Origin of the sequence: Bradyrhizobium sp. STM 3843, assembly GCF_000239815.1 — a bacterium.
GTDB lineage: Bacteria > Pseudomonadota > Alphaproteobacteria > Rhizobiales > Xanthobacteraceae > Bradyrhizobium.
Genome location: NZ_CAFK01000039.1, coordinates 65,233 through 86,170 on the forward strand (window position 1 = coordinate 65,233; position 20,938 = coordinate 86,170).

The window sequence follows — 20,938 nt, forward strand, 5'->3', positions numbered from 1 at the left end:
TTCATACCGCTGATTTGAACGCGCCCGCTCCGATGGCACCTTATACTGTCATTTAAGTGTCATGGAATACGCCGACAGCTGGCCTCCCGACCCAACCTGGCAGACCCGCATGGATTACTTCCGACGCTTCACCTTCCTGTTCGCGGCTCCGGTGTTCGAGGCCGACGACCTCGCCGGCGTCCGCTTCAACCAGATCATCGAGGAGATCCAGCGCTCCGGCTTCGAGGTGGTGCGCGCGCGCAAGCTCGAGGATGCGGAGATCGCGGTGCAGACCGATGCGGCGATCGGCTGCATGGTGGTCGATTGGGGCAAGAAAGGCCTGGAAGGCAAGACGGCGGCGCTGATCAACCTGATGCGCCGACGCGGCCTCGATTTCCCGATCATCCTGCTGATTCGCCGCAAGCGATTCGAGGATCTGCCGGTCGAGGTGCTCGACTTCATCGACGGCTATGTCTTCCTCTCGGAGGAGACCCCGCCCTTCATCGCCAAGAACCTGATCAGCCGGCTGAAGCAATATGCGGAGACGTTGAAGACGCCATTCTTCGGCGCGCTGGTCGACTATGCCGAGGAAGGCAACCAGCTCTGGACCTGCCCGGGCCACAACGGCGGCGTGTTCTACAGCCGCAGCCCGATCGGGCGGGTTTTCGTCGAGCATCTGGGCGAAGCCGTGTTCCGTGACGACCTCGACAATTCCGTGCTCGACCTCGGCGACCTCCTGACCCATGAGGGGCCGGCGCTGCGGGCGCAGAAGGAGGCGGCGCAGATCTTCGGCGCCGAAAAGACCTATTTCGTGTTGAACGGCACCTCGACCTCGAACAAGGTGGTGCTGGGCGCGCTGGTCACCGACGGCGATCTCGTGCTGTTCGACCGCAACAACCACAAGGCCGCCCATCACGGTGCGCTGCTGATCTCCGGCGGCATTCCGGTCTACATCCCGACGGTACGCAATGCCTGGGGCCTGATCGGCCCGATGCGCTGGGACCTGCTCGACGAGGAACATCTGCGCCAGCAGATCCGCAACAACCCGCTGGTCAAGGATCCCGACGCCTGGCGCAAGGAACGTCCGTTCCGGGTCGCGGTGGTCGAGCAGTGCACCTATGACGGCTCGATCCATAGCGCCGAGATGATCCTCAAGCGTATCGGCCACCTCTGCGAGTACATCATGTTCGACGAGGCCTGGGCGGGGTTCATGAAATTCCACCCGCTCTATGCCGGCCGTTTCGCCATGGGCTTGTCGGAGTTGGGACCGGATGCGCCGGGCATCATCGCCACGCAATCGACCCACAAGCAGCTCGCGAGCTTCTCCCAGGCCTCGCAGATCCACATCAAGGATCGTCACATCAAGGGCCAGCGCCGGAGGGTCGAGCACCGACGCTTCAACGAAAGCTTCATGCAGCACGCCTCGACCTCGCCGTTCTATCCGCTGTTCGCCTCGCTCGATGTCGGCGCGCAGATGATGAAGGGCCGCTCCGGCGAGGTGCTGTGGGACGACACGATCCGGCTCGGCATCGAATTGCGCAAGAAGATCCGGGCGATGCGCCGGGAATTTGAGGAGAAGGAAAAGGATCCGGCGCGGCGCTGGTTCTTCGAGCCCTTCGTGCCGGACCGCGTGGCACTTCCGGATGCCGCAAGCCCCGGCGGGGTCCACGACGTCGCCTGGGACGCGATCTCGACCGATCAGCTCGCCACCGACGCATCGCTTTGGCAGCTCAATCCCAAGACCAGCTCGCAAAAGACCAGCTGGCACGGCTTCCCGGATCTCGCCCCTGGCTTCGCCATGACCGATCCGAACAAGCTGACCTTGCTGACCCCAGGCTTCGACCGCGCGACCGGCGGCTATGCCGAGCATGGCGTGCCCGCCCCCGTGGTTGCGCAATATCTGCGCGAAAATCGCATCGTTCCGGAGAAGAACGATCTCAACTCGCTGCTGTTTTTGGTGACGCCGGGGGTCGAGGCCAGCAAGGCCGGCACCCTGATCAGCGGCCTGGTCGCCTTCAAGAAGCTGCACGACGACAATGTGCTGTTGGAGGATGCGATACCGGAATTCACCCGCCGCCGCTTCGCGCGCTACGGCAAGGTGCGGCTGCGCGACCTCTGCGCCGAGATGCATCGCTTCTACCGCGAGGCCGACGTGAGCGCGCTGCAGGCGAAGCAGTTCCTGCCCGAGCATATGCCGGAGATTGCAATGTCGCCTCGCGAGGCCGCGCGCTGCCTGATGCGCAACGATGTGGACTATCTCCCGATCGACAGGATCGCCGGACGGATCGCGACCACGCCCTTCGTGGTTTACCCGCCAGGAATTGCCACGATCGTGCCGGGCGAACGTCTGTCGGAACGCGCCAAGCCGATGATCGATTACCTGAAGATGTTCGAGCAGGCGTTCAACACCTTCCCCGGCTTCGATGTCGAGATCCAGGGGCTCTACAAGGAGGTCGACGAGGCCGGCCGCGTCAGGCTCTATACCTACGTCGCCGCCGAGTGAGCCTGTGCCGATGGAAGAGATGATCGCAGCCATCAATGCCGAGCCGCCGGTGCTCGTCCGCCCGTCGCGGGACGACGACGTCGAGTCGATGCTTGCGATCTATCGCCGCCATATCCGCCGCGGCATCGAAGAGGGCACCGAAAATTCTGGCGTGCCGGAGCCCGATGATCTCCGGCAACGGCGCAAGAACCTGCGCAACAACCGTCTGCCGCATCTCGTGGCCACCTTCCGCGGCGAGGTCGTCGGCTATGCCTATGTGGTGCCGTTCCGGAAACGCCCCGCTTATCGGTTCGCCGTGAAGCACTCGATCTATGTGCATCATGAGCATCTCGGCCGCGGTGTCGGCCGGCTGTTGATGCAGGCGTTGATCGACGCCTGCGCGGCGGCCGGTTTCCGGCAGATGATCGGCTATATCGATGCTGATAACACCGCCTCGCTCGGGATCCATGAGCGATTTGGGTTCAACCGGGTCGGGCTTCTGCCGGCCGTTGCCTTCCGCTACGGCCGCTGGTCGGACACGGTGATGGTGCAGCGCTCGCTTGGGTCAGGCGCGACTGAGCCGCCGACCCCCGGCCGTTGAACCGATCGGCGCGGTTCGATCAGGAGGGGTAATCCGCCGATTTCACCTGGATCCGGTCGGCGTGCAGCGACCAGTCACGCAGTGCCTGCATCTCGCAGAATTTCTTCTTGGCAAGCTCGGCCGCAAGATTTTCGTTGGCCGCATCGATCTCGACGGAACTCTGGCAGATCTCACATTCCCGGCCATTTTCGCCGAGCACGTCTTTCATGAACTTGACGACGTAGCGTGACATGGAACCGCCCTCCGCTCAGGTATTCGCCGGCCCATGTTAGCGTGCTCTGCGGAAGAGTGTTGAGCGATATCAGACCCGCCGAAATATTTAATAATGCGGCCTGGAACCGCAGGGCTCAGGCGCCGGCAGCCGGAAGGCTGGCCGCGGCGATGGCGACGAACTGCGCGACGACGCGCCGAACGCGGCTTCCGGTGGTCTGCAGCAATGAATTGAAGCGACGCATCGAAATTCCCCTTTGCGCCGTGCGAGCGATCGCCCGCAAATCCCTGGCGCAAAAGGAGAAATGGCCTCACTTGAGAAAGCCGTCGAGGGGCTGGGAAAAATAGCAAAACTTGCGTCGCCAGCGTCCTCGCCGGCAGAACGTTTATTGCTCCCCGGCAGCCCGGGACGACGAAAATCTTCTCGTCGCCCCTCGCCGACAAGCCGCCCCGAGCCGGGCACCCGCCTCAGTCCGCCTTGATGCCGGCGGCCTGGATGATCGGTCCCCACTTGTCATAGTCGGCATGGATCTTGGCGTCGAAGACTTGCGGCGTGCTGCCGATCGGGGTCGCACCGAGCTTGGCGAGGCGCTGCTTGACGTCGTCGGTGTTGAGGGCGGCGACGAAATCGTGCGAGATCTTCTCGACCAGATCGGAGGCCATGCCGCGCGGCCCCAACAGCCCCCACCACACCTCGGTGTCATAGCCCGGCACGGTCTCGGCAATGCTCGGCACGTCCGGCAGGAACGAGGCGCGGGTCGCGGTGGTGACGGCCAAGGCCCGGACGGTGCCGGCCTGGAGCTGACCGACCGCCTCGGGGCCGTTGTTGAAGGATAGCGGAATCTGACCGCCCAACAGATCGTTGATCGCGAGCGCGCCGCCTTTGTACGGGATCGGCTCGATGTCGACCTTGGCCATGCTCTTGAACAAGGTGCCGGCCAAGTGCTGCGAGGTGCCGATGCCGGCGTGCCCAAAGGATAGGCTGCCGGGCTTGGCTTTCGCCGCCGCGATCACGTCGGCGAGCGTCTTGTACGGCGAGTCCGCCCGCACCAGCAGGATGTTCGGCGACGACGCCAGCAAGGTCACCGGCGTGAAATCCTTGAATGTGTCGTAGGGCAGTTTTGGATACAAAAACGGATTGGTCGGATGACCGCTCGCGACCACCATCAACGTGTATCCATCCGGCGCCGATGCGACCAGGGCTTGCGATGCCACCACGCCGCCTGCCCCAGGCCGGTTCTCCACGATCACCGACTGGCCCCATTGCTTGGAGACGACGTCGCCGAGCGTACGCGCCAGCACATCGACCGCGCCACCCGCGGCATAGGGCACCAGGAGGTGCACCGCTTTGGTCGGGTAAATGCTCTGCGCCGATGCGCCTCCGGCCGTGACCAGCATGGCCGCGATTGCGGCGGCGACTCCAAACCATCTGCTCAAGCTATATCCTCCCCTTGGCGCCATCTTGTTTGATGTTGTTTGTTCTTCGATCCGCGCCATCCGCCGTCTCAGGCGCAAGGCACGTCAGCACCAGCGCATGTTGACAATCCCGCTTGCTGCGTCAAGTTCGGCGGCAACACAGGGAGACAAGGATGACCGCCGAGGGAAACCCTGCGCTCGCCACAACAAACGAAGAGAGCTGGCACGGGATCGTGCTGCGCACGCTCAGGCGCAACGAGGTCCGGCTGGTGCCCTACGTCCCCGATCGCGTCCTGACGCCGCTGATCGCGGGCCTGCACGCCGATCCCTATTTCTCCACTTTCGCCACCGCGCGCGAGGAGGAAGCGGTCGGCATTCTCTCCGGCGCCTGGATGGGCGGGGCCCGCGGCGCCATGCTGATGCAGACCTCGGGCTTCGCGACGCTCGCCAATGTGCTCGCGTCGCTGGTCGTGCCCTGCCAGATCCCGCTGGTCATGTTCGTCTCCGAGCGCGGTACGCTGGGCGAATTCAACTACGGCCAGTCGCTGGTTTGCCGCACCATGCGGCCCGTGCTGGATTCGCTGGCGATGGAGCATCACACCATGACCCGGCTCGACGAGCTGGAATTCACCGTCGATCGCTCGATCAAGCAGGCGGTCGCGACCCAGGCCCCGGTGGCGCTGATCCTCTCGCCGCTTCTGACCGGCGGCAAGGTCTTCGAGAAATGAGCGCGCCGATGACGAACGCCCCTGTCCGCAACACCAAGGTGATGAACCGGTTCGATCTCACCTCGCGCCTGGTTGCCAAGCTCGAGCATGAGGAAGCCGTCGTCGGCGGCATCGGCAACACCAATTTCGATCTCTGGGCCACCGGCCAGCGGCCGCAGAACTTCTATATGCTCGGCAGCATGGGGCTCGCCTTTCCGATCGCCCTGGGCGTCGCGCTGGCGCAGCCGAAGCGGCGCGTCGTCGCGCTCGAAGGCGACGGCTCGCTGTTGATGCAACTGGGCTGTCTGACCACGATCGCGACGCTTGCGCCGGACAACCTGGTCATGATCGTGATGGACAACGGCATCTACCAGATCACTGGCAGCCAGCCGACTCCCGCCCGACACGCTGATATCGTCGCGATCGCGATCGGATGCGGGATCGCAAGAAGCAGCTGGGCGGCGGATGAAGAGGATTTCGAGCGCCTGGTCGATCAGGCGTTCGAATCCGCCGGCCCGACCCTGATCGCGGCGCGGATCGACGACAAGCCCGGGGTCGGCGCAACGCGCCGCGATCCTGTGCAGATCCGGGAGCGCTTCATGCAGGGTTTGGGCGTCCGGCAACCCCTCTGAAGTGGCTGTCGCGTTAATCACACGCGGAATTCAAATTCCGTGAATGCGGCTCCGTGGTCCGTTTTATGCTATGGGGGCGCATGACCATTCTCTTGCGCCTATCGGCCTGGCTGCTCGCGGCCGCCGTCACCTTCGCCACCCTTGGTCCGCCGCAATTGCGGCCCCATTCCCATCTCGGTCAGGATGGCGAGCATGCGCTGGCCTTCATCCTGGTCGGCCTTGCCTTCGGCCTCGCCTATCGAAGCCAGCGCCTCCTGACCATCACCATCGCGCTGGTCCTGATCGGGGCACTCGAAATCGCCCAATTCTGGGCACCGGGCCGTCATGCCCGCCTGGAGGATTTCCTCGTCGATGCGTTCGCCGCCTGTGCCGGCTTCCTGCTCGCCGCCACGCTCGACTGGGTAGCCGCCCAGCTGCGACCTGCAGCCGCTTAGCCCACACCAGTTCGGCCGACACCAATGAAACGCCCCGCCGCTCCAAGCGGCGGGGCTTTCTGTTCGGTCGAACGAACAGCGTGGGATCAGTCGATGATCTTGATCACGCGGCGGGTGCGCGGATCGACGATCACGCGGCGATCGTTGACCACGGCATAGCGATACTCGGTGTAGCGCGGCACCGGCCGCAGCACGACCGTATCCGGCAGCGGTTCGCCGACCACGACGCGCTCGTGCACCACGACAGACGGCGCGCGCTCTTCGTCGATCGAGTTAATCACGGCGTTCGGGATTTCCAGGCCGGCACCGACAGCCGCGCCCACGGTGCCACCGACCATCGCGCCGAGCGGCCCGGCCACCGCGCCGCCGGCCTCCGCACCATTATGCGCGCCTACGACGGTGGTGGACTGGGCAAGCGCTGCGCCCGAGGTCAGCAGCGAAGCCGCAATCAGTGAAACAGCAAGACGGGTCCTCATCATCTTCTCCTCCAGTGTGTTTGAAGATGCCGTTCAACTACGAAGGATTGCCTGCGGTTCCGGGTTCCATGTGGCGTAAAGTTCATCAAGCGCAGGGAACGAATCCCATTCGAGCTTATGCTTGCGGTCTGCTTACCTGCGCCCTCGCCGCGATAAGCCGAACTCTCTCTACGACGTCATTCCGGGGCGCGCGGAACGCGCGAACCCGGAATCCATACCCGCCGGCAGATGTTGTTGGAGCAGGATTGATCTAAGAGCGCCGCCCTACATGCCGGCCTGTGGTTATGGATTCCGGGCTCGTGCTTCGCACGCCCCGGAATGACGGCGGGCAGAGTTTTCGCTTCTTTCCTATCCACGTTTCAAACAGCAGCGGACGCGCGTCGGCAGTCTCGCGGCGGACTGCGCCCGAGTGCTGCGATCGGCGAGCCCTCGAGACGTGAGAGGGCGCAGGGAATGCCGGGTGAAGGCCTCACCCATGGCCCGCCTGCAGCAAAGAAGCAGGCGGCAGTTACCACAGGTGCAGCCAAATCATCCGGCATTCCCTGCGCGATGGTCTTAACGCTTATACGTGATCTCCCCGGGGACCGGCTTGATTGCCCCCGTCCGCGTGAAGCGAAGCTTCATCGCGTCGCGACAACGCTTGCGCGTTGCGCGGACCTCAGCACCGGGAGGTCAGGACCACACGATTTCACGTCCGCATCCGCCCCGCTCGTCCGCGCGAACAAACACGCTGCCAGGGCAGTCACGGCCACCGCATCCCCGCCTCACGTGTCGTGACGATCGCGCGCAACGCCCCTCTCCTCGAGGCGGGATACATATATGATCCACGATTTCGGTAAAAACGAAAGTGAAATTTTTGCCTGGGCGAACCTCGCCGGACGCTTCGCATTGAATCGTCTCGACAAATGAGTTTTTCCACGCGGACGCTTTTCTGCGCTTTGAGGCGCCACCGCAAACCAGAACAGGTGCGATGGCAGACACGTGATTTGCCCGCCAGGCAACGCCAGCTAGCGGATGCAGCCCAGCGCACTGTCACCGCAGTTCTGTTGTCACCTGCCCTCGCGCGTGTCTCGATGATCCCCGGAGTGATTTTGCAGTTCGTCCGGCAGGCCTTCCTGGAGTTCATTCAGGCCGGTCGGATCACCGGCAGGCCCCTCATACGCCGTCGCAAACCCTGCGAGCGGCAAGGTAAAGCTGATGGGCTTGCCCTTGTCGAAGGCCTGGATCGCCAGAGTTCGTGCTGTTTTCAGCTTCTCGATCAAACCAGCGTCGGCCTTGTAGTCCGCCATGCAACCGGTTTTTGGCAGACAGGCGATGTAGGGCGCCGTCATCGCCTCTTTCTCATCAATCACAATGCGGGTCCCCGGGACCAGCGCCACGCCCAAGGGCAACGTGACGCGCAGCAGCTTCGTATCGCTGCCCTCCTGCTCCAGCAGCAGCGCGATAACGAGCTTTTGGGCTGATGTCAGATGGCCGTCTGCGGCCGTGAAGCAGACCTCCTTGGCCCTGATTTCGGATGACTGTTCCGTCAGACCCTTGGTGCAGTATTTGGCCCAGGGTGAAAAAATCAGCTGCATCGGCGGGCCGCTCTGCGCCGTTTCAGCCGGCGCTGTCTGTGACGCCGGTCCCGCGTTCGGCACCGGCGTCACTTGTGCCGCTGTTGGATTTGTTGAGACAGGCTGTGCAAATGCGTGCGTCCCCGACCCGAGAGCAAGCGCAGCCATTGTCAGCATGCGCAGACGGTTTGTCTTCGCCGCGACCGATCTGATCGGATACATCATGAAAAGCAGTCCCCGTGGTCTACAAAGCAGGCGCGCGCATCACTGCGCACGCCTACCGTTCTCCCGCACTTGAAGACAGCAGCCCTGCGATTGCTGCTCCGCCGGTTTGAACCTCGTCAAGGTCCGGGGACGCGGCAGGAAGCCGGGTCAACGCCACTGCCCTCGAAATCGAGCGGCCCGTTGACCTCGTGCTTGTACTTGACGAGCAAGTCGTAACACGCAACCGGCAGACCCGGTGGCCCCGACAGCGGCGCACCGACCGGCGTGTTCTTCTCCATGTCGCCGTCGCAGTGCCAGTTCGCAGCGTCGTTGACATTTCCCGAGCCGTCATACACCGCGGTTTGCGGGTAAGGGCACAACGGACGTGCCAGCGTCGTCGGCGACCCCGAGATGAACGCAGGCGCCGCCGTGTTGCCCGACCCGATCACCTGGCTCGGTGCAACACCATGTTCGACCCAGTTGATGACGGCATTGAAGTCGGCGCCGCCCTGCGGCCATGGTCCGAGGCTGCCGTGGTTCAGAATGCCGAGCCCGCAGTGACTGACCCCAGGCGCGTGGAACAGGCGGTAGAACTTCTGGATTCCCCGGAACCGACCAGACGGATCGTGGCCGAATCCCTCCAAGTCATCCGCATCTGCGAAGCGATCGCGGTCGCCTCTCTCGGCGTAACGCCTGGCCATGACGCGATAATAGTTGATCACACCGCGCGGCATGATCAGGCCGTCGTTGGTACCGAGGACCGTGATCATTTTGCCGCCGCTTGCCTTGAATGCATCGAGGTCGTCGAACGTATCCGTGCGATCGGCGACACTGTTCGAGCCGGCCTGCGCAACCGCAGCGTAGGTCGTGACCGCACCGGCGGGCTGCGTCGCAGAATTCAGCGCGACATTGCCCCAATAGCCGGGATAGTTACCCGGGAAAGAGCCGGCATTGAAGTAGGCCGGATTTGCCAGATCCCAGCCAAACTGCACCGGGGCGAGCCCGAACGGCACGTTTCCATCCCAGAAGTTGAAGTCGGTGCCGCGATCGATCGGGAACCAAATTCTCTTGCCGGAATCGTTGCGCGGTCCGTCCCACATGACGTTGACTGCGTTGGCTTCCGCGGGCGTCAGGCAGTTCGGAGCAGCCGGCGCGCCGGCTTGACCGCAGATATTGGCCTTTGCGTTGAACGTACAGGTCCGCGGGTCGTCGATGATGCCGTCTTGCACGCGATCATTCTTGTCGCACGCAGCGATCGCCGCGTTTTGTACGGCCGCAAGCTTGCCGCCTGCAATCACCCCGCCCGCGATCTCGAACATCGCGATCTGACCCCACATCTGCGCAGTCTGGAAACGCGTCCAGTACATCGCGGGCGCATTGGCGAGGATGCCGTCCAGCTCGCCGGCCAGCGTTTGAGCCAATGCCAAGCCCTGATGCCCGCCTGTCGAACAGCCATTCCAGTAGTTGTAGAGCGGCGCCTTGCGGTAATACAGCTTGGCAACTTTCTTCGACCAGAGGATTTCCTGCTGAGGTCCGTTGTAAACCCAATCGTCGATATATTGCTTGTTCAGGTGCCCGAGGCTGAGAACGCCCTGCTGGCATGTGTTGTTAGGATCATTAGTCGGATTGCCGTGCCCACCATCGGTGCCCGATCCGACAAAGCCGTTGGCGACAGCGCCCGCCGAATTGACGTTGGTATTACCGGTACAACCACCACCGCCTTGACCCTCGGTGCGACCGTTCCAGTTGCCTTCCATTGTGGCGAAGTTGAAGGGCGCGTCGATGGTAGAACCGGTTGTGCCGCCGTCGAGCGAATTCAGGGGGAGACCGACATAGATGGTGATGTTCTGCGGCGTCGGATCGTTCGCAGGGGTGCTGCTGTAGCTCAACACCACGAGACAATAAGCGACCGGGACTTTCGCCGAGCTCGGGGGCGTGCCGGTGAAGTTGTTGAACTGCGGTCCGGGCGCTGTATTGGCCGGCACGATCTGTGCGTTCGCGTATTTGATATTGCCGCCCAAGAGTTTGGCCGGCAGCTGCGCGCAAGTGGTTGGCAGCGATATCGGCCGTTCAGCAACCGCACGATTCGGCAACGCGGCCAGGCAGGCGAGTATTGCGAGTACAGCTAATAAGAATAAGTTTGCAACGCCCTTTATGCCCGGCATGAATTCCTCCCTCATCGAACAGGCTTGACGCTTTCGAGCGACTTGTCCGACGATCCTAGGGCCAGGAATTTTTCAGCGAAACACCTATTGGGGGAAGAATTGCGCTTACTGGACAAGACTGCGCGTTTGGGATTGAATTTCAGCAAGCCTGCGTGGCGGATACCTCATTTTGAGACGGCGAGACCTCATGTTTAGCGATCTCTCCAGTCGTGATGAAAGCTTTGAGACATTTCTCAGTACATTCCACCAGCTCGCACCTCACGCACGAATCGAGCTCAACAGCGGCCAAAGCGCATTTCGTTGGCGAGGCAGATTTGCTTCGACACGCGGCTTCTCCTGGTGGGAGGTTGAGTCCGAGATCGACTGGACATGCCGGTTTGCACAGCGCAAGGAGAGACTAGGCTTGGTGCTGCCAAGCTCGGGAACCGTGAATGCAAGGATTCGAAATCGGACAGTCGCAATCGATCGGGAAGCCGCGCTCGCTCTGAGCGTGCCGGACGTCAGCTCGATCTCATACTCCGGTCGCGGCAAGCACGGGCACATCACGCTCGAATTCGAGCCGGCTGCGGTGCAAAAAACCCTCTCCGCTATTTTCGAGGGCGCCACATTGCGGAGCAGCGAGCTTATTCCGCGACTTGATCTCGCCAGTCCGGCAGGAGGAATGCTCCGCGCGCTGGGCGAGGCCATCGGCGCCGGAATGCATGATGCGCGCTTGCGGTCCGAAAAATCGATGGCGCTGCTCGGCGAAGCCGTTCTGCGGCTGGTTTTTCTGAACTTCCCACACGGCTTAAGCAATCGCGCGCAGCCCCATCTGACGGACGCCACATCGCGTCAGATCATGAAGGCGGTCGATTTCATGCGTGCCAACATGCATCAGCCGCTGACCCTGAGCGAAGTGGCCGACGCAACCGGGATCGGCGTGCGATCCCTGCAATATGGATTTCGCCGGTTTCGGAACACCACACCCCTCGCCTATCTGCGCGAGATCCGTCTGGAGGCGGTGCAGGCTGAACTGGCTTCGCCGCTGAATCTGTTGCCGATCAAGGATGTGGCGCTGAAGTGGGGCTTCACCCATATGGGGCACTTTGCGGCCAGATATCGTGCAGCTTACGGTGAGACACCTTCCGAGACGGCTCGACTGGGACGAGCCGAGGCAAAGGCTGATCGATCCAAATAAGGCACGACGCCACGCGTCTCACGACTGCTCATAGGCTCGGCTTCGCTCGACAGCCAGTCAGATCGACCACTTCGACACTGAGGTCACGAACCGCGCTTTCAGGGCTGCGACGACGAGCAACACTGAACTGGCCCCGGCCTCGGGATATTGCGATGCACCCACTCACTATCATTGAGGCCATCCCTCAGGAACGTGCATCAGAACTGTGAGTTGTGGTCCGATATCGGACGATTCGGATGTTGCAAGATCTCGAAGCCAGGACAATCGCCAAGGTCACGGCGCGCCTCGTTCCGTTTCTGGTCGTCTGCTACTTTGTCGCCTATCTCGACCGGGTGAATGTCGGGTTTGCTGCTCTCACCATGAACCAGGATCTCGGCCTGTCGCAGACGGCGTACGGCTTCGGCGCGGGCATCTTCTTCATCGCCTATTTCATTTTCGAAGTGCCATCCAACCTGTTGCTCGAACGTCTCGGGGCGCGCACATGGATTGCCCGGATCATGCTGAGCTGGGGTATTCTCTCCGGATTGATGGCATGTCTCCCCTGGCTCTCGCGGGTCTCCGGGCTCGGCAATGAAAACACCTTCTATGTCCTGCGCGTCTTGCTCGGTGCCGCCGAGGCCGGCTTCTTCCCGGGAATCATCTTCTATCTCACCCTCTGGTTTCCGGCGGAGTATCGCGCCCGGATCGTCGGCTATTTCATGGCCGCGATTCCGCTCTCGACCGTGATCGGCGCGCCGATTTCCGGACTCCTGCTCTATCTGCATGGCGGCTTCGGCCTGGCAGGCTGGCAATGGCTCTTTCTCATCGAAGCGATACCAGCAATTATCCTGGCCATCATCGTGTTCTTCTATCTGACGGACCGCCCCGAAGAGGCACTCTGGTTAGAGAGCGATGAGCAGGAATGGCTCAGTCGCAGACTCCTGATCGAGCGCCGCCAGCGCGAGGCGGTGCGGATGTACACGGTGTCCGAGGTATTGTTCGATCGGCGCGTGATCGGCCTCAGCCTGATCTATTTCGGCGCGGTCGCAACCAATTACGGCCTGAGCTTCTTCCTACCGCAGATCGTCAAGGCCTTCGGGCTCAACACCTTCCTGACGACCGTGGTGTCTGCGGCGCCATACCTCGTGGGGGTGATCGGCATGGTCTGGTGGGGTCGGCGCTCGGATCGGGCCGCGGAGCGAACCTATCATGCGGCCATCCCGTTGTTCATCGCGTCCGCTGGCCTCGTCTTGGCCGTGGTTTTCACCGATCCAAGCCTGAAGATGCTAGCTTTCTGTATTGCAGGTTTCGGCATCTTCGCCTGTCTGCCCGTGTTTTGGACGTTGCCGACCGCGTTCTTGTCGGGTGCAGCAGCCGCCGCTGGCATCGCAGTCATCAATTCGATCGGCAATCTCGCGGGATTCGCCGGCCCGTTCGCGATGGGTTGGCTCAGGGATCATACCGGCAGCTATACAGATGGTCTGCTGCTGCTTGCTGGGCTCGGCATCATCGCGATGGGTATCGTACTTGGAATTGGCCACGACAACGCGCTCGAGCGCGCGCCGTCCCCGCTGCCGGAATGAATGCGAATTGCGCGCAACTGGCTGCCTCTATGGCCCACTGCGGACGTTAGCTGCAGCACGGACCACTTTTCCGCAAAAAGCCACGGGGTGGGTTGCCGAAGATAACAGCCCCGCCGCTTCCGATTAGCGATCACGTCTTATCCGATTAGCGACTTGGAGTGGCGCCCGCCCGGCCGAGCTAACCAACATCAAAGTACTTGCAATTTAACGACCGTTTGGTCCATATATTGGCAATGAGCCACCCGCCCCCCGTGCAGGTCCCCCGGGGACGCCCCCGCAGTTTCGACGTGGACACCGCTGTCGAACGCGCGATGGGCGTGTTCTGGTCGCGCGGCTATCATGCCACCGCGCTCCCGGACCTGCTTCGTGCCACCAAGCTTTCGCGCGGGAGCCTTTATGCGGCGTTCGGTGACAAGCACTCGCTGTTCCTGCGGGCGCTTGACCGCTATATCGCCGACGCGGTCACACGAATGGATCGCGAGCTCGATCCCCGCAACGATCCGGTCGTTGGCCTGCGGGCCTTCCTCGCCGGCTACGTCGAGCGTACCAGCGGTGCCAACGGGCGGCGCGGATGCCTGCTGGTGGCGACCGCCATGGAACTGGCGGGCCAGGATGCTGAAGTTAACCGCCGCGTCGCGGGCTTTTTCAAAGCCATGGAAGCCGGGGTGTCGGATGCACTGTCCCGTGCGAAGACGGCGGGCAAGCTGGCCGATGGTGTCGAGCCCTCAAGCGCTGCGCGCATTCTCGTCTGCTTCGTTGAGGGGCTGCGCGTGGTCGGCAAAACCGCACCGGCACGGGCCGCATCGCAAGCCACCGCCGACGCCCTGCTCGACCGCTTCATCAAGTAAATTCCCAAAGGCGCCTCAGCTCCTTTGGCGCGCTTATATCTGGACTGATCGGTCTTGAAAGGAAACGATGCCATGTCTGCGATCCAGATCGTCTGCGCGGTCGCTGTTCCCCTGCTCTGGGGCTATCAGTTCGTGGCCATCAAAGTTGGCGTTGCAGAGTTTCCGCCGCTCTTCTTCCTGGCGCTGCGCTTTCTGGCCATCGCGCTGCTGCTGGTCCCGTTCGTCAAACGGCCCACGCGCCGACAGGTCGGCCCGATCGCAGCGATCTCGATCTTCCTCGGCGGACTGAACTTCGGATTGTTCTATGTGGGCCTTGGGCTCGGCTCGGGAAGCCTATCCGCCGTCGCCTATCAGCTCGCCACGCCCTTCACCGTGCTGTTGGCCTGGCCGCTGCTCGCGGAGAAGCCATCGCTCACCACATCCGCCGGCGTGGTGCTTGCATTCGTCGGCGTGGTCGTTTTGGCCGCGGAGCGCGCCGGGTCGGCCAACGCGCTTCCGCTGCTGCTGGTGGTCGGGGCCGCCTTCTCGTTCGCGGTGTCCAACGTCCTGACGAAGCGCTACGGCCCTTTTGATCCCCTGATGTTGATGGCGTGGTCATCGCTGCTCACGGTGCCGCAGGTGATGCTGATGTCGCTGCTGCTTGAATATGGACAGGTGACGAGCCTCGTCACGGCAGACGAATGGGGCTGGCTCGCCCTCGCCTACACGATTTTCATCGGAGGCATCGTCGGGTTTGGCCTCTGGTTCTGGCTGATCGGGCGCTGCTCCATGAGCCGCATCGCCCCCTTCGGCCTGCTGCTGCCGGTGTTCGCCTTGATCTCGAGCGTATTGTTCCTTGGCGACCGCATCACCACCCGATTGATCGTCGGCGGGCTGCTCGCGATCTCCGGCGTCGCCATCACCCAGGTCAGGCCAGGCGTTCGACCGATTTGAGCATTTGGGCGCGCGCGTCGCGAGGTCCGGGTTCAGCCGGTTTTGCGATTTGGGAAGGCGTGCTGGTGGCCCGCTGTCGGCAGAAAGCGAGCATCGGGCCCAATCCGGCCCGATGCCTCAAACAAAGGTGCCGCCCCGGTCCCCGTAATTCTTGCCCGGTGCAGCGATGTGAAACTACATCCCGTGACTTTGGAAGACCGCCGAACAGCTCTTGCTCAGCTTGCTGCGATTCTGCATCAGACACTGCTGGACCGCATTATCGTCGCCGAGCTGCCCCCGACAGAAGTGCTTGGCATCGCGTGAGCAGGCCTGCTGCTCCTGGGGCGTGCCCATATGGCCTTGGGCCAGGACGAACGAGGGTAGAGTCGACAGAAACACCGCGAGCGCGAACGACAGCTTATTCATCAAGAACCTCCTCCTTGGCCGGGATAAACGGCTACCGGCCGCTGCGGTTCCGATCGTGCTCGCGATCAACGTCAAATCGCCTGCGCGATCGTGCACCCGGTGTCGGGTCAATCTCGCCGTTCGGCCGTCTGCAACCGCAAAGGATGGCCCTTGTAGGTCGCTTTCCGAAGGAAAGCGGATTGCTAGTCGTGACGGGCCTAAGCGCGGACCAGCTACGGTGATCTTCGGTTGTTACGAACAGCGCGCACCTTCCCTCTGAACATCTGGAGCTTGACCGCGTCGGTCGTGCCCCTTACGCCGGTTGCATGATCAGCTCGCCACTATTTGAGGGGCTTTCATGCTCAGATTGCTAGCTCTGCCGATTGATTTGCTGCGCATCGCCCTCTGCGCCTTGCAGGCCATGGTTGATTTATTAATGTCACGCAACCGACAGCGTTATGAGGCCACGGTGCTGATCAACGCGCCGCGCGAGGCGGTGTGGCGCTTCAATGTTGCCGACCAGATGGTGCTGAATGGACCGCCCATCATGGAGATCACGCGCGAGCACTTTCTCGAGGATGAAGACCTCTGGCTCACCCGTATCGCCGTCGCCGGCCAACCCAGAGCGCAGGCAGTCGTTCGCCAGATCGAGCGCGACGAGGAGAAAGGAATCATGCGCGTGCAAACGGTGGCGCACGAACTATCGGTGCCGCCGGAGGGTGGGCGCAACAGCCATTCGGGAATGACAATCGCAGCGACGCCTCAGGGCACCATCCTGACGATGTTCAACGAGGTGACGGTGCGCAGCTTTCGCGATCGCATCATCTACCCGCTTGGCATGCGCCGCATGGCCCAAATGGTCAAGGCGCAATGCGAACAGGAAGCCGGGACACACAGCCGCATCACCGAGCTGGCAAACCATGGGCTGGTGCTTTCGGCCGTGGCGCTGGCAAGCTTCTGGTATCTGTTTGGCCTGAAAGAAGCTGCGCTGCTGTCGATCGTTCTCGTCGTGCACGAAGCCGGGCACGCGGCCGCAATGCTGATGTCGGGCGTCGGGGTACACGCGGTTTACCTCATTCCTTTCTTCGGCGCGGCCGTCGTGCCGAAGACGGCCTATAAGACCGAGGGCAGGCTCGGCTTTATTGCGCTGATGGGTCCAGCCATGAGTCTCATACCGACCTTCGCGCTCATGGCTGCTCTGCCGGCCACCGGAAAATCCGACCTGCGGCTGACCTTGTCGATGTTTGCGTTCATCAACGCGGCCAATCTGTTGCCAATCTTTCCCCTCGATGGTGGTCTGATTCTCAATGCGCTCATCGGCTCGCTGAGCCGGAAGATTGCCCTGATCGTCGGCTGGATCGGCGTCCTGGCCGGCCTTGCGCTGGCGATCTATCTTCGGTCATTCCTGATCGGCATTCCGTTTCTGCTCGTTGTCCTGCAGCGCTATCTTGCAGGTCATCAGGCTATTCAGCTGGAGCGGCTCTCGCTCGGCGGCGGGATCGCATTGGCGGCCGCGTACGTCGGAACGTTCGTGGCGTATGTCTTGGTGATCAAAACCGCGTTGGTGGTGCACGCGTTTTAGGAGGCGGGAATCAAAACGCCGCCCCGGTCCCAACCGGAGCGGCGTCATTGGTAGTCTTAGCTTAACGCATGCTCAGAGCAGCCCTGCCCCGCGCGCCCACTTGTACTTGGCGCCGAGAACCTCGACCGGCAGCTCGGTGGAATAGGCGTAGGCCGGGATGCCGTTCTGGTAGAGATATTCGGCAGCCTCCTCGACCTCGACGTCGCCGGCGAGCGAGGCGACCATCGGCTTGACGAAGCCCTTGGCCTCCATCTCCTTCTTCACCTCGACCATGTTGCGCGCGAACACCATTGGCGGGGTCACGATCGTGTGCCAGTAGCCGAGGATCAGCGCGTGGATACGGTCGTCGGACAGCCCGAGCTTGACGGTGTTCACGTAGGTGATCGGCGGCTCGCCGCCCGTGATGTCGACCGGGTTGCCGGCCGCGCCGAACGGCGGGATGAACTTGCGGAACGCGGCATCGAGGTCCGGCGGCATCGCCATCAGCGACATGCCGTTGTCGACGACCGCATCCGACAGCAGCACGCCCGAGCCGCCGGCACCGGTGATGATGACCACGTTCTCGCCCTTCGGCGTCGGCAGCACCGGCACGCCACGGGCGAACTCCAGCAGTTGCCGCAAGCTGCGGGCCCGGATCACGCCGGACTGCTTGAGCACGTCCTCGTAGATCTTGTCGTTGCCGGCGAGCGCGCCGGTGTGCGACGAGGCCGCCTTCGCGCCGGCCGAGGTGCGGCCGGCCTTGAGCACGACGACCGGCTTCTTCTTCGACACCCGCTTGGCGGCCTCGGCAAAGGCGCGGCCGTCCTTCAGGTCCTCGCAGTGCTGCGCAATCAAATTGGTGTTCGGGTCCTGCTCGAAGAAGGCGAGCAGATCGTCCTCGTCGATATCGGACTTGTTGCCGAGGCCGACGATCGCGGAGACGCCCATCTTGGCCGAACGGGAGAAGCCGATGATCGCCATGCCGATGCCGCCGGACTGCGACGACAGCGCCGCATGGCCCTTGACGTCATAGGCGGTGCAGAACGTGGCGCAGAGATTGGCCGGCGTGTAGTAGAAGCCATAGATGTTCGGCCCCATCAGGCGGATGTTGTACTTCTTGCCGACCTCGACGATCTCGGCCTGCAGCTCCGGCGCGCCGGCTTCGGCGAAGCCCGACGGAATCAGCACCGCGCCGGGGATCTGCTTCTCGCCGCACTCGGTCAGCGCGCTAGCTACGAACTTGGCAGGGATCGCGAACACTGCGGTGTCGATCACGCCGGGCACGTCCTTGACGCTCTTATAGGCCTTGTAGCCGAGGATCTCGGGGGCCTTCGGGTGGATCGGATAGATCTGACCCTTGTAGCCGCCGTTGATCAGGTTCTTCATCACGGAGTTGCCGATCTTGCCGTCCTCGGCGGACGCGCCGATCACGGCGACGGCCGAAGGCTTCATGATCCGGTTCATCGCGGTGACGATTTCTTCGTTCGAGCGCGGCGCCGGGCGCGGCTTGTAGTCGAAATCGACGACGATGCGGACGTCGGCCGCGATGGCGCCGGCCTTGGTGGCGAACACCGGGTTGAGGTCGAGCTCGACGATTTCCGGGAAATCGCTGACAAGCTTCGAGACCTTGACGATCACGTCGGCAAGCGCCTCGCGGCTGACCGGCTCGCCGCCGCGGACACCTTTGAGCATCTCATGTGCCTGGATGCCGTCGAGCATCGACAGCGCATCCTCCTTGGTCGCCGGCGCGAGACGGAAGGTCACGTCCTTCAGGACCTCGACCAGCACGCCGCCCAGGCCGAAAGCCACCAGCTTGCCGAACGAGCCATCGGTGATCGAGCCGACGATCACCTCGGTCCCGCCGGTCAGCATCTGCTGTACCTGGATGCCCTCGATCTTGGCGTCGGCCTTGTACTTCTTCGCATTCGCGAGAATCGTCTCATACGCCTTTTGCGCGTCATCGGCGGTTTTGACGCCTACGATGACACCGCCCGCTTCCGTCTTGTGCAGAATGTCGGGCGAGACGATCTTCATCACCACCGGAAAGCCCATGTCGCCAGCGACCTTGGCCGCTTCGGCCGCCGACTTCGCCAGTCCCTCCTTCGGCACCGGGATGCCATAGGCATCACACACCAATTTGCCTTCCGGCGCGGTCAGGCTGGTCCGCTTATCCGCCTTCACCCGATCGAGAACTTCGCGGATCGTGGCTTTCGCGTTGGGCATCGCGGCATCAGACATAGGGCTTCCTCCTGGGGGGCACACGTTTATGGCATTTGGTATGCCAGAAGCAAACTTTGTCAAGCGCAGCGAAGATGTGGAAACGCTGAAAAATCACCCAGCTTGACAGTCTGGCATCTGGCATGCCAAAAACTTGACCGTAAAATTGCTGTATGAAGACATCTCCCGCAGCAGAGGAGATTGGTCTTGTCGACGCAAAAACCAACCAAGGCATTACCGCTGATGGCCGAGGCCGACATCGCGATCGCTCGCATCGCCCCGGAGACGAGCTTCAAGAATAAGGCCTATGAGGCCTTGAAGGAAGCCATCCTGAAGATGGACATCTATGCGACGCCGGAACCTGTGATGCTCGACGAGCGCGCATTGTCCGAGCGCCTCGGTGTCAGCCGCACGCCGATCCGCGAAGCGATCGCGATGCTGGAGCAGGATGGTTTCGTCAAGACCGTGCCGCGCCGCGGCATCATCGTGGTGCGCCGGACCAAGAACGAGATCGTCGACATGATTCGCGCCTGGGCCGCGCTGGAGAGCATGGCCGCGCGGCTGATCACCACCACGGCGCGCAAGAAGGACATCTCGGCGCTGCGCGACTTCTTCAAGGATTTCGGTCCGGACCGCCTGCCGCAGGATCACATCGAGGAATACTCGAAGGCGAACATCGCATTCCATCAGGCGCTGATCTCGCTGTCGGAGTCGCCGGTTCTGGTCGACATGACTAACGACATCCTCTTGCACGTCCGCGGCTATCGGCAGCTGACCATCAACCGCGCCGACCGTATTGCTGCGTCCCTGCCCGAGCATCTCGCGATCATCGAGGCGCTGGAAGAGCGCAACACCGAGCTCGCGGAGAAGCGCGCGCGCGATCACACGCTGGGCCTTGCGACCTATGTCGAGACCCACGGCCAAGAACTATTCAACTAGCTACGGTTCAACAAAAGAAGACGCCACCTGCGCCTTCGACAGCAAGACTAGGGAGATGAGGCGCATGGCGCAGACTGCGATCAAGACCGAGGTCCCGGACACCCACGAGGAGCTCACCGACGGCTTCCATCTCGTGATCGACGCGATGAAGCTGAACGGGATCGAGACGGTCTACAACGTCCCGGGGATTCCGATCACCGATCTTGGTCGCATGATGCAGGCCGAGGGCATCCGCGTGCTCTCGTTCCGTCACGAGCAGAACGCGGGCTACGCCGCGGCGATCGCCGGCTTCCTCACCAAGAAGCCCGGCATCTGCCTGACCGTATCCGCGCCCGGCTTCCTCAACGGCCTCACGGCGCTCGCGCATGCGACGACGAACTGCTTCCCGATGATTCTGATCTCGGGCTCGTCCGAGCGCGAGATCGTCGATCTGCAGCAGGGCGACTACGAGGAGA

Annotated in this window: 19 protein-coding genes; 12 read left to right on the top strand and 7 right to left on the bottom strand. The window is 62.5% G+C overall.

The annotated features are described in order from the left end of the window. The first annotated feature begins 109 nt into the window (after positions 1-109). Both BRAS3843_RS05805 and BRAS3843_RS05810 read left to right on the top strand, forming a co-directional pair. Positions 110-2,482: an Orn/Lys/Arg decarboxylase N-terminal domain-containing protein gene (locus BRAS3843_RS05805; RefSeq protein WP_008967832.1), complete on the top strand. Its 2,373-nt coding sequence runs from the start codon at positions 110-112 to the stop codon at positions 2,480-2,482. A gap of 10 nt (positions 2,483-2,492) precedes the next feature. Beyond that, complete coding sequence (locus BRAS3843_RS05810) at positions 2,493-3,062, top strand: GNAT family N-acetyltransferase (protein WP_008967833.1); 570 nt, start codon at positions 2,493-2,495, stop codon at positions 3,060-3,062. 19 nt (positions 3,063-3,081) lie between these two features. Here the strand turns inward: BRAS3843_RS05810 and BRAS3843_RS05815 are convergent, their stop codons facing one another. Next, positions 3,082-3,294 carry a hypothetical protein gene (locus BRAS3843_RS05815; protein ID WP_008967834.1) on the bottom strand — a complete coding sequence of 71 codons (213 nt, stop codon included), beginning with the start codon at positions 3,292-3,294 and terminating at the stop codon, positions 3,082-3,084. Positions 3,295-3,740: 446 nt separating this feature from the next. Beyond that, positions 3,741-4,709, bottom strand: a complete 969-nt coding sequence (locus tag BRAS3843_RS05820) for a tripartite tricarboxylate transporter substrate binding protein (protein ID WP_008967836.1) — start codon at positions 4,707-4,709, stop codon at positions 3,741-3,743. Between the two features lie 152 nt (positions 4,710-4,861). Here BRAS3843_RS05820 and BRAS3843_RS05825 point away from each other — a divergent pair, with 152 nt between their 5' ends. The 3 genes from BRAS3843_RS05825 to BRAS3843_RS05835 all read left to right on the top strand — a co-directional run bounded on the left by BRAS3843_RS05825 (position 4,862) and on the right by BRAS3843_RS05835 (position 6,461). Then, positions 4,862-5,416, top strand: a complete 555-nt coding sequence (locus tag BRAS3843_RS05825; RefSeq protein WP_008967837.1) for a thiamine pyrophosphate-binding protein — start codon at positions 4,862-4,864, stop codon at positions 5,414-5,416. 8 nt (positions 5,417-5,424) lie between these two features. After that, the gene (locus BRAS3843_RS05830; RefSeq protein ID WP_035980931.1) at positions 5,425-6,027 is read left to right on the top strand and encodes a thiamine pyrophosphate-dependent enzyme; all 603 of its coding nucleotides are present in this window, start codon (positions 5,425-5,427) and stop codon (positions 6,025-6,027) included. Positions 6,028-6,107: 80 nt separating this feature from the next. Continuing rightward, positions 6,108-6,461, top strand: coding sequence for a VanZ family protein (locus tag BRAS3843_RS05835; protein ID WP_008967839.1), 354 nt, complete (start codon positions 6,108-6,110; stop codon positions 6,459-6,461). A gap of 86 nt (positions 6,462-6,547) precedes the next feature. On the opposite strand, the gene BRAS3843_RS05840 is transcribed toward BRAS3843_RS05835, so the two are convergent. The 3 genes from BRAS3843_RS05840 to BRAS3843_RS05850 form a co-directional block, all read right to left on the bottom strand. Continuing rightward, positions 6,548-6,937 carry a DUF1236 domain-containing protein gene (locus tag BRAS3843_RS05840; RefSeq protein WP_008967840.1) on the bottom strand — a complete coding sequence of 130 codons (390 nt, stop codon included), beginning with the start codon at positions 6,935-6,937 and terminating at the stop codon, positions 6,548-6,550. Between the two features lie 1,049 nt (positions 6,938-7,986). Then, a complete protein-coding gene (locus tag BRAS3843_RS05845) occupies positions 7,987-8,718 on the bottom strand; it encodes an invasion associated locus B family protein (RefSeq protein ID WP_008967841.1) in 732 nt (243 codons plus the stop codon). A 116-nt stretch (positions 8,719-8,834) separates the two neighbouring features. Further along, on the bottom strand, positions 8,835-10,718 hold the full coding sequence (locus BRAS3843_RS05850; RefSeq protein ID WP_210161389.1) for a tannase/feruloyl esterase family alpha/beta hydrolase: 1,884 nt from the start codon (positions 10,716-10,718) through the stop codon (positions 8,835-8,837). Positions 10,719-11,049: 331 nt separating this feature from the next. On the opposite strand from BRAS3843_RS05850, the gene BRAS3843_RS05855 reads away from it, so the two are divergent. From BRAS3843_RS05855 to BRAS3843_RS05870, 4 genes are all read left to right on the top strand, one after another. Further along, positions 11,050-12,039, top strand: a complete 990-nt coding sequence (locus BRAS3843_RS05855) for an AraC family transcriptional regulator (RefSeq protein ID WP_083841322.1) — start codon at positions 11,050-11,052, stop codon at positions 12,037-12,039. Between the two features lie 236 nt (positions 12,040-12,275). Beyond that, complete coding sequence (locus tag BRAS3843_RS05860; protein WP_008967845.1) at positions 12,276-13,601, top strand: MFS transporter; 1,326 nt, start codon at positions 12,276-12,278, stop codon at positions 13,599-13,601. A gap of 233 nt (positions 13,602-13,834) precedes the next feature. After that, the gene (locus BRAS3843_RS05865) at positions 13,835-14,449 is read left to right on the top strand and encodes a TetR/AcrR family transcriptional regulator (RefSeq protein ID WP_175361085.1); all 615 of its coding nucleotides are present in this window, start codon (positions 13,835-13,837) and stop codon (positions 14,447-14,449) included. Positions 14,450-14,521: 72 nt separating this feature from the next. Beyond that, on the top strand, positions 14,522-15,382 hold the full coding sequence (locus BRAS3843_RS05870; RefSeq protein ID WP_008967847.1) for an EamA family transporter: 861 nt from the start codon (positions 14,522-14,524) through the stop codon (positions 15,380-15,382). Positions 15,383-15,556: 174 nt separating this feature from the next. Here the strand turns inward: BRAS3843_RS05870 and BRAS3843_RS05875 are convergent, their stop codons facing one another. After that, complete coding sequence (locus tag BRAS3843_RS05875; RefSeq protein ID WP_008967848.1) at positions 15,557-15,787, bottom strand: hypothetical protein; 231 nt, start codon at positions 15,785-15,787, stop codon at positions 15,557-15,559. A 337-nt stretch (positions 15,788-16,124) separates the two neighbouring features. Here BRAS3843_RS05875 and BRAS3843_RS05880 point away from each other — a divergent pair, with 337 nt between their 5' ends. Beyond that, entirely contained in the window at positions 16,125-17,348 is a 1,224-nt protein-coding gene (locus BRAS3843_RS05880) for a membrane protein (protein WP_008967849.1), read from the top strand. A 72-nt stretch (positions 17,349-17,420) separates the two neighbouring features. On the opposite strand, the gene BRAS3843_RS05885 is transcribed toward BRAS3843_RS05880, so the two are convergent. Further along, positions 17,421-19,550: an acetate--CoA ligase family protein gene (locus BRAS3843_RS05885; RefSeq protein WP_050886360.1), complete on the bottom strand. Its 2,130-nt coding sequence runs from the start codon at positions 19,548-19,550 to the stop codon at positions 17,421-17,423. A gap of 201 nt (positions 19,551-19,751) precedes the next feature. On the opposite strand from BRAS3843_RS05885, the gene BRAS3843_RS05890 reads away from it, so the two are divergent. Next, positions 19,752-20,483, top strand: coding sequence for a GntR family transcriptional regulator (locus BRAS3843_RS05890; RefSeq protein ID WP_008967851.1), 732 nt, complete (start codon positions 19,752-19,754; stop codon positions 20,481-20,483). Positions 20,484-20,547: 64 nt separating this feature from the next. Next, positions 20,548-20,938 (top strand): thiamine pyrophosphate-binding protein (locus BRAS3843_RS05895; RefSeq protein WP_035980922.1); only part of this gene is annotated, 391 nt, incomplete at its 3' end.

Coding starts and splice junctions, on each gene's coding strand:
- BRAS3843_RS05805 (WP_008967832.1), top strand. CDS start 110: ATGGATTACTTCCGACGCTTCACCTTCCTGTTCGCGGCTCCGGTGTTC.
- BRAS3843_RS05810 (WP_008967833.1), top strand. CDS start 2,493: ATGGAAGAGATGATCGCAGCCATCAATGCCGAGCCGCCGGTGCTCGTC.
- BRAS3843_RS05815 (WP_008967834.1), bottom strand. CDS start 3,294: ATGTCACGCTACGTCGTCAAGTTCATGAAAGACGTGCTCGGCGAAAAT.
- BRAS3843_RS05825 (WP_008967837.1), top strand. CDS start 4,862: ATGACCGCCGAGGGAAACCCTGCGCTCGCCACAACAAACGAAGAGAGC.
- BRAS3843_RS05830 (WP_035980931.1), top strand. CDS start 5,425: ATGACGAACGCCCCTGTCCGCAACACCAAGGTGATGAACCGGTTCGAT.
- BRAS3843_RS05835 (WP_008967839.1), top strand. CDS start 6,108: ATGACCATTCTCTTGCGCCTATCGGCCTGGCTGCTCGCGGCCGCCGTC.
- BRAS3843_RS05840 (WP_008967840.1), bottom strand. CDS start 6,937: ATGAGGACCCGTCTTGCTGTTTCACTGATTGCGGCTTCGCTGCTGACC.
- BRAS3843_RS05845 (WP_008967841.1), bottom strand. CDS start 8,718: ATGATGTATCCGATCAGATCGGTCGCGGCGAAGACAAACCGTCTGCGC.
- BRAS3843_RS05855 (WP_083841322.1), top strand. CDS start 11,050: ATGTTTAGCGATCTCTCCAGTCGTGATGAAAGCTTTGAGACATTTCTC.
- BRAS3843_RS05860 (WP_008967845.1), top strand. CDS start 12,276: ATGTTGCAAGATCTCGAAGCCAGGACAATCGCCAAGGTCACGGCGCGC.
- BRAS3843_RS05865 (WP_175361085.1), top strand. CDS start 13,835: ATGAGCCACCCGCCCCCCGTGCAGGTCCCCCGGGGACGCCCCCGCAGT.
- BRAS3843_RS05870 (WP_008967847.1), top strand. CDS start 14,522: ATGTCTGCGATCCAGATCGTCTGCGCGGTCGCTGTTCCCCTGCTCTGG.
- BRAS3843_RS05875 (WP_008967848.1), bottom strand. CDS start 15,787: ATGAATAAGCTGTCGTTCGCGCTCGCGGTGTTTCTGTCGACTCTACCC.
- BRAS3843_RS05880 (WP_008967849.1), top strand. CDS start 16,125: ATGCTCAGATTGCTAGCTCTGCCGATTGATTTGCTGCGCATCGCCCTC.
- BRAS3843_RS05885 (WP_050886360.1), bottom strand. CDS start 19,550: ATGCCCAACGCGAAAGCCACGATCCGCGAAGTTCTCGATCGGGTGAAG.